The 5,982-nt window shown below is 71.4% G+C and carries 7 protein-coding genes; 2 read left to right on the top strand and 5 right to left on the bottom strand.

From position 1 onward, the window contains the following. From AC1D12_RS22235 to purU, 4 genes are all read right to left on the bottom strand, one after another. A partial coding sequence (locus tag AC1D12_RS22235; RefSeq protein WP_477842895.1) for a DUF2946 family protein occupies window positions 1-513 on the bottom strand: 513 nt, incomplete at its 3' end. A gap of 20 nt (window positions 514-533) precedes the next feature. Then, the gene (locus tag AC1D12_RS22230) at window positions 534-1,535 is read right to left on the bottom strand and encodes a YheT family hydrolase (RefSeq protein WP_477825128.1); all 1,002 of its coding nucleotides are present in this window, start codon (window positions 1,533-1,535) and stop codon (window positions 534-536) included. Window positions 1,536-1,545: 10 nt separating this feature from the next. Then, the gene (locus AC1D12_RS22225) at window positions 1,546-1,995 is read right to left on the bottom strand and encodes a YybH family protein (protein ID WP_047508398.1); all 450 of its coding nucleotides are present in this window, start codon (window positions 1,993-1,995) and stop codon (window positions 1,546-1,548) included. Between the two features lie 12 nt (window positions 1,996-2,007). Next, window positions 2,008-2,892: a formyltetrahydrofolate deformylase gene (purU, locus tag AC1D12_RS22220; RefSeq protein WP_047508400.1), complete on the bottom strand. Its 885-nt coding sequence runs from the start codon at window positions 2,890-2,892 to the stop codon at window positions 2,008-2,010. Between the two features lie 122 nt (window positions 2,893-3,014). Between purU and AC1D12_RS22215 the strand changes: the two genes are divergently transcribed. Continuing rightward, the gene (locus AC1D12_RS22215) at window positions 3,015-3,659 is read left to right on the top strand and encodes a sigma-70 family RNA polymerase sigma factor (protein ID WP_477842893.1); all 645 of its coding nucleotides are present in this window, start codon (window positions 3,015-3,017) and stop codon (window positions 3,657-3,659) included. Continuing rightward, entirely contained in the window at window positions 3,659-4,360 is a 702-nt protein-coding gene (locus tag AC1D12_RS22210; RefSeq protein WP_477842891.1) for an anti-sigma factor, read from the top strand. Before AC1D12_RS22215 ends, AC1D12_RS22210 begins: the two co-directional genes overlap by 1 nt. Here AC1D12_RS22210 and AC1D12_RS22205 read toward each other — a convergent pair. Next, window positions 4,336-5,865, bottom strand: coding sequence for a sensor histidine kinase (locus AC1D12_RS22205; protein ID WP_477842889.1), 1,530 nt, complete (start codon window positions 5,863-5,865; stop codon window positions 4,336-4,338). The genes AC1D12_RS22210 and AC1D12_RS22205 overlap by 25 nt on opposite strands. Between the last annotated feature and the right edge of the window lie 117 nt (window positions 5,866-5,982).

Below are 5,982 nucleotides of genomic sequence, written 5' to 3'. Positions count from 1 at the left end.
CAGGCAGACACCGAACTGCTGCAGCAAGGCCGCCTGCTCGACCGGCTGCGGCACCCACCAGCCGCGCTCGACGGCATCGGCCGCGGCCTCCATGTCGAGCGTGTGCACGATGCCCAGGCCCAGCTCGGTGCCGAGGTACAGCCGCCCCGCTTCGTCCAGCCAGGCGCTCTCCATGCGCGCCGCGCGGCCGGTGTGCGATTCGAGCTGCGGCGGCGCCTCCGGTTGCGCGGCCAGCCGCCACACCCAGGGCGCCGCCTCCAGCTCGACGAACACCTGCTGCGGCCCGTTCTGGAAGAACCAGCGGCCGCGCGCATCGCCCTCGTAGTTGCGCCCGATGAACTCGCGCAGCTTGTCATGCCGGATCACGCTGCCCTTGACCTGCGGGAACGCACCCGCCGCCTGCACGCGGTCGTCGCGCATGTACCACTCGCCGCGCGCATCGAGCGCGAGCCAGCCGACGCAGGCCGGCACGTTGGGCCACTTCTTCAGTGCAGCCTTGACCATCTCGTCCATCGCGGCTCCTTTCGGGTCGGTCAGCGCGCAGGCGGATGGCCCGCATGCGGAGCCAGCCATCCCATGACCTGCTCCGGCAATGTCATCACATGCCCGGGCCAAGCCCCCGCCGGGAATCCCACGTGGCCGCCATGGTGCGGCTGCCACAGCGTGACGAACGGGCCGACATCGGCCTGCCTCGGCAGGCTGTGCGCCGGCACGAACGGGTCGTTGCGCGCATTCAGCACCAGCGCCGGCACGCGGATGCGGTGCAGGTGCGGCTTGGCCGAACCCCGCTTCCAGTAGTCGTCGGTGTCGCGAAAGCCGTGCAGCGGCGCGGTGAACACGTTGTCGAACGCGTACAGGTCGCGCACCGCGCGCAGCCGCTCGCGGTCGAACAGGCCGGGGTGCTGATCCCACTTGCGCAGCGCCTTCGGGATCATCGTGCGCAGGAACATGCGCGTGTAGACATGCCGGTTGAAGCCGCGCCCGATCGCCTGCCCGCCGGCCGCCAGGTCGATCGGCGACGAGATCGCGCAGACCCCGCGCACCACCGCCGAGGCCGTGTCGCCCGCCTCCTCGGCCCAGCGCAGCAGCGCATTGCCGCCGAGCGACACGCCCACCGCGACCATCGGCCCGGCGTGGCCCGCGCGCAGCGTCTGCAGCACCCAGCCGATCTCCTCGAAATCGCCGGAGTGGTACGCACGCGGCGCGAGGTTGATCTCGCCCGAGCAGCCGCGGAAGTGCGGCACCACGTAGCGCCAGCCGCGCTCGCGCGCCCAGTGCGCGAAGGCCTGCGCGTAGTGGCTCGCGGAAGACCCTTCGAGGCCGTGGAACAGCACCAGCATCGGCGCATCGGCCGACTCGTCACCCACCTGGAAATCCACGTCGATGAAATCGCCGTCGGGCGTCGGCCAGCGCTCGCGCCGGTAGACCGGCGCCGGCCCGTGGTAGCGCTTCGAGTACAGCGCCGGCCAGATCGTCTGCAGGTTGCCGCCGACGGCACCGCGGCCACCGAGCCAGCGTGGGGACCGGAAGTCCATGACGGTCACCTCAGTGCAAGACCGCCGGCGTTTCGCCGACCTCCTGCACCTCGCCGACGGAACCGGGGCTCGCATGGTGCGCGACCATGCGCCAGCCGAGCGCCGTCTTCACGTACACGTTGGTCGCGACGACCCAGGCCGCCTGCGGGCCCTCGTTGGTCATCACCTGCACCCGCTCGAGCACGCTGTGCACCGACGTCGATTCGCTGTCGAGCCGCCGCACCTTCTCGGGGTGCGCATCGATCGTGCCGTTCGAGAACATCGACTCGAACGCGGCGCGGATCGCCGCCGGCCCGACCACCCGCGGCCCACCCGGGTGCACGCAGGTGATGTCGTCGTCGTCGGACCAGACCGCCATCAGCTTCTCGATGTCGCCGCGCTGCAGCGCCTCGTAGAACTGCTGCTCGGTGTCATCGGCCGAGGACAGCAGCGCGGCGGCGGGCGGTTTGGGACGGGCCATCGGCAGGGTTCCTTATCGGAAGACGACGGTCTTCTGACCGTTCAGCAGCACACGGTGCTCGACATGCCAGCGCACCGCGCGCGCCAGCACCATGCATTCGACATCGCGGCCGACCGCGGTGAAGTCCTGCGCGCTCAGCGAATGGTCGACGCGGGCCACGTCCTGCTCGATGATCGGCCCCTCGTCGAGGTCGGCGGTCACGTAGTGCGCGGTCGCGCCGATCAGCTTGACGCCGCGGTCGTGCGCCTGGAAGTACGGCTTCGCGCCCTTGAAGCTCGGCAGGAAGCTGTGGTGGATGTTGATCGCCCGGCCCTTCATGAAGCCGCAGAAGCCGGCACTCAGGATCTGCATGTAGCGCGCGAGCACGGTCAGGTCGACCTGCTCGCGCTCGATCAGCGCCTCGACCTGCTGCTCCTGCGCGCGCTTCGCCTCGGGGCTGCTGCCGGCCGGCAGCGGCAGGTGGTGGAACGGGATCTGGTAGCGCTCGGCGAGGCCGGCGAAATCGGGGTGGTTCGACACGACGGCCGCGATGTCGACATTCAGCTGCTGCGAATGCCAGCGGTACAGCAGGTCGTTCAGGCAGTGGCCGTGCTGGCTCACCATCAGCAGCAGGCGCGGGCGGCGCGACAGGTCGTGGAAGGTCGCGTCCATGCCGTACTGCTCGCGCACGCTGGTGAACAGCTTGTCGAGCGTGGCGACCTCGGCCAGGTGCGCCGGCGCCTCGAAGTGCACGCGCATGAAGAAGAGGCCGGTCGCCGACGCTTCGCCGATGTCGCCGAACTGCTGCGAATCCAGGATGTTGCAGCCGGCCTGGTACAGCAGGCCGGAGACGGTGTAGACGATGCCCTTGGTGTCACGGCACGACAGGGTGAGGACGAATTCACGGACAGGCTGCATGGGCGCAGATTGTACGGACGGGGTGGATGCCCCCGGCGGAGCGCCGCACAAGGATGCACGGGATGCCCAGGGATGCATGGGGATGCATAAAATCGCCGCCACGTGAACCACGTCACGCCCCCGTGACTTCCAGCGCCATGGCCGCAGCACCCGCCGAATGGAGTGATCGCAGCAAGGAACTGTCGCAGCTGCTGGCGCGCAGCGGGCTCGGCGACCGCCAGGCCTTCGCGGCGCTGTACGAGCGCACCAGCGCGCATCTGTTCGCCGTCGTGCTGCGTATCAACCGGGACCGGGCGCAGGCGGAAGACGTGCTGCAGGAGGTGTATGTCAACGTCTGGCGTGCCGCGCAGAGCTTCGATGCGGCGCAGAGCCAGCCGCTGACCTGGCTGACCAGCGTCGCACGCAACCGCGCGATCGACAGCCTGCGCCGCAAGCAGACCGAGCCGCAGACGCAGCCGGCGCAGTTCCACGACGACGAGGACAAGGACGTGTACGACGATGTGCCAGACGACGCGCCGACGCCGCTCGAGATGCTGAGCCGGGCCTCGGACGCCCGCGCGCTCGCGCAGTGCATGGACGGCTTGAGCGCGCCGCAGCGGCAGAGCGTGGCGCTCGCGTTCTACGACGGCCTGAGCCATGCCGAGGTGGCCGACCAGATGCGCCAGCCGCTCGGCACCGTGAAATCGTGGGTGCGGCGCGCGCTGCTGTCGCTGAAGGCCTGCCTCGACCATGCCGTGCTGCGCGATGGCCGTGCGCGGGGTGCCTGATGGACTACAGCCGGCCTGAACTGGCCGATCGCCTCGGCGCCGAATACGTCGCCGGCACGCTGCGCGGCCCGGCGCGGCGCCGCTTCGAATCGCTGTTGCCCGRCCACCCAGCGCTGCGCGGTGCGGTGCAGCGCTGGCAGGACCGCCTGATGCCGCTGACCATCACGCTCGCCCCGGTGAAGCCGCCGGCGCGCGTGTGGCGGCGCATCGAGACCCGGCTCGGACTGCGACCCACTGAGGCACCGTCGCAGGCCTGGTGGGCGCGCCTCGCGTTCTGGCGCGTGTTGAGCGGTGTCGCCACCGCCGCAACGCTGGCGCTCGCGTTCATCGTCGCGAGCCCGCCGCCGGCCCAAGCGCCGATCGTCGTGGTGCTGTCGGCCGCTGCGCCGGCCGACCAGCCGAATGCGGTGACGCCGGCCAGCTTCGTCGCGAGCATCAGCGCCGATGGCCGCGCGATGGTGACGCGGCCGCTGACCCCCGTCAGCGTGCGGCCCGACCGCTCGCTCGAACTGTGGGCGCTGCCGCCGAGCGGCGCGCCACGCTCGCTGGGCGTGATCTCGGCCAGCGGGTCGACGGTGGTGCGCCGCGGCCAGGTGCTGCAGGGCACCGCGGCACTGGCCGTCACGCTGGAACCGCCGGGCGGATCGCCGTCGGGCGCGCCGACCGGCCCGGTGCTCTACGCCGGCAAATTGACGCTCTGATCGGCGCTGCGCGGCAGCATCACGCTGAACGTCGAGCCCGCGCCCGGCGTGCTCTCGACCTCGATGCGCCCGCCCATCAGCACGATCAGCGCGCGCGTGATCGCGAGGCCGATGCCGGTGCCCTGGATGCCGCTGCGCGCCTGCGCGAGCCGGTTGAACGGCTCGAACAGCTGCGGCAGGTCCTTCTGCGCGATGCCGATGCCGTCGTCGATCACCTGCAGCAGCACCGCGCCGTCGCGGGCCTCGGCACGCACCCGCACCGAGCCGCCGGCGCGGTTGTACTTCACCGCATTGCTCAGCAGGTTCAGCACCACCTGGCGCAGCCGCGTCGGGTCGGCGCGCACCTGCAGCGCCCGCGCGCCTTCGATCGGCCGCAGCGTCACGCCCGCCTCGCCGGCCTGTGGCGCCAGCATGTCGAGGCATTCGCCGAGCAGCGGGCCGAGCGCGATGTCGGCCGACTCCACCGAGAGCTGGCCGGCCTCGATGCGGCTGTGGTCGAGCAGGTCGCCGATCATGCGCAGCAGGTGCTCACCCGATTCGCGGATCAGCGCGACGCGGCGGTGCTGCGCCACGCTGAGCGGCTCTTCGTCGAGCTCCAGCAGCTGCGCGAAGCCGAGCACCGCGTTCAGCGGCGTGCGCAGCTCGTGGCTCATGCGCGACAGGAACTCGGTCTTCGCGCGGTTCGCCGCATCGGCCGTCGCGGCGGCGGCGCGCGCCTTCTCGAGCTCGCGGTACTCGGTGATGTCCTCCAGGTAGCCGTGCCACAGGATCGAGCCGTCGGGCGCACGCCGCGGCGACGACACCGCCTGCATCCAGCGCAGGCTGCCGTCGGGGTGGTGGTAGCGGTATTCGGTGCGCTGCGTCGCCTTGCTGCGGGCCCAGTTCGACACTGCGGCCATCAGTTCCTCGCGGTCGCTGCGCGCGATGCGGCGGAACATCTCCAGCGCATCGGCCATCAGCTGCTGCGGCGTCAGCCCCAGCACCTCGGTGCAGCGGTCGCTGACGAAAGGGATCTCGGCCCGCCCGTCCGGCCACAGCCGGTACTGGTACAGCACGCCGGGCACGTGGCGCATGATCTGCTGCAGCCGCTCGTCGCGCTCGGCGGCCTCGCCCTGCGCCTGGCGGCGCAGCGTCACGTCGCTCAGCGTGCCGACCATGCGGCGCGGCCGGCCGTCGGGCCACCACTCGACGATGCGGCCGCGCTCGGACAGCCAGCGCCAGCTGCCGTCCTTGTGGCGCGCGCGGTACTCGCTCTCGTAGGCCGGGATCTCGCCGCGCGCATGGCGCAGGTACGCGGCGTGGTTCAGCGGCCGGTCGTCGGGGTGGATCACGCTGTCCCAGCCGGCCTGGGTCGGCAGCATCTCGCCGACCGCGTAGCCGAGCAGCGCGACGCTGCCGTCCATGCCGCTGAGCGCGTYGGCCTCCATGTCCCAGGCCCAGACCGAGGTGCCGGCGCCGACCAGCGCCTCGCGCATCAAGCGATCCTGCTGCAGGTCGGTGGGCATCGTGCGATGTGGCGTTGCGGCCGGTGTCAGGCGGCGCGTAACCGCTCGGCGAGCGCGGCTTCCACCCGCTGCGCACTGACGCCGGTCAGGCAGCGGGTGTGGCCGAAGCGGCAGGTG

The sequence above is a fragment of the Rhizobacter sp. P1_G5 genome (assembly GCF_056405435.1).
Note: the sequence above shows the minus strand (reverse complement) of the source record. Positions and strands in the feature narration are given on the sequence as shown.